1 protein-coding gene is annotated in these 1,811 nt (G+C 53.9%); it reads right to left on the bottom strand.

The genetic code is table 11. The annotated features are described in order from the left end of the window. The coding region (locus tag RE317_RS20885) for a helicase-related protein (protein WP_308821668.1) at nt 1–1,811 on the bottom strand (1,811 nt) is incomplete at both ends.

Here is a 1,811-nt window from a genome sequence, read left to right as displayed (position 1 = left end):
GTCTTTACCTTACCCGGAATGATGGTCAGATGCACCGTTCCATCCTTTTCTATCTCCACCTTCTGATATCTGGCCTCCACCACCACTTTTCCATCCAGCGCCATTACTCCCCACTGGCAGGCATTCCCTTCAAAAGCACAATAACCGCCTACGGGAACACAGATATTCCGGTAACAAGGAGGCACTACGATACGATCTCCCCATTTCAGCCCCCACTTCATCCCCATCCGGAAAGGAAGGACATCTTTTATTTCCTCCAGCCTCTTCCGCCTTTTCTCTTCCTCATTCTGTTGCCGTTCCCGCTGTACGCTCTCCGCACGCCGCCCGGCTTCCTTCCTCAGACCTTCCACCACGGAGGCAAAATCCGCCTCGCCCGCCTTAGGAGCATTACAAGCTATATACCGCTTCCCCTTTCCTTTCGCCACATGATAATAGTTTCCTTCCCCGTCCATCACCACGATGCTCCGATCCGCCAAACAACCACAACACCAGTACACCTCTTCATCATCCCCTTCCAGCACGCAGGCGAAGACATCAAATATAGCAGACCACACAGGATCAACTAGCCGGAAAGACTTCGGAACACGGTAATCCGGTATCTTCAAGTAGAAACCATAAAAACAAAGACTGTCTTTGTGCAAACCATGCATAGAGGTATACGCCTTCCGCGTGCGGCTATGGAAAGTCTCCCCCACCCGCAGCAACTCTATGCCGCCGTATGAAAAAACCACCGGCCTCTCCTGATAAGTTCTGTTTGTCTTCAAATCGGTATAACAGTCACTCCCATCCTCTTTGGTGACAGAAAGAAGTTCTCCCTTCAGGAATCTCAATCTCCGGCAACAGCCTGTCACCACCATGAGGACTCCGGACTTATCCACTACCCCTGTCCGGCCATCTTTAAAACGGACAGCAGCCCGGTTTGCACAAATATCAAATACTTCCCGGTATTGAGGAATCACTGTGATTTTGTTCCCGCACCTCAAGCCCCACAAACCACTCTGCCGGTCACGACAGGCTTTCAAGGCCGTCCGTTGCTCCCCACCGGCCGGACCGTCCTCTCCCAGACGAACCAAGTCCCCGTTCCGGACAGCATCCAGCAGACAGTTGTGTGTCATCACGACCTCCAGTTCTTCATTCCGCCTGCCATCCTCCGGCAACGGAACGGACACAGACAGCCCGTTGTTCTCCATCCGTGTCCGGGGCTGAGCATTTCCCGCCATCCGTCCTTCGAACATCGCCTCCCAGTCACGGTCACGGACAGGCAGACCGAATATCCGGTGCAATCCCACATTATCTATCAGCACACATGATTCCTTATTATCCGACTTCCGCAGCCCCCGGCCCACCTGTTGCAGGTATTTCGCCAACGAAAGCGTGGGACGTGCCAGCTGCACGAACTCCACATCGGGACAGTCAAACCCTTCGGAAAAAATATCCACATTGACCAACACGCTGATCTTTCCCCGCCTGAAATCCTCTACCAGTTCCTTGCGTTCCAGAGCGGGGGTCCTGCTGTCGATAGCAACAGCCTCCACGCCATGCAGGCTGTAATAAGCCGCAATCTGTCGGGCGTGTGCGATGCTCACGGCATAGACTATCCCTTTCTTCCCGGCGGCATATCGACGGACGCTCTCATACAATTGGCGGATACCGGTCTCCCGGTTCAGCACCGCATTCATTTCCTTCACCTGATAATCCCCGTCCGCACCCCGCTTCTTCAACGAGTCAACCAGCCGCTGTTCCCTGCTGTTCGCACGGATGGACACATAGTCAAAGGACGACAACCAGCCCCTCCCGATAAATTCCGCAAT

It is taken from the genome of Phocaeicola sp. GP0067 (assembly GCF_031119655.1).
Classification (GTDB): Bacteria; Bacteroidota; Bacteroidia; order Bacteroidales; family Bacteroidaceae; genus Phocaeicola; species Phocaeicola vulgatus.
Note: the sequence above shows the minus strand (reverse complement) of the source record. Positions and strands in the feature narration are given on the sequence as shown.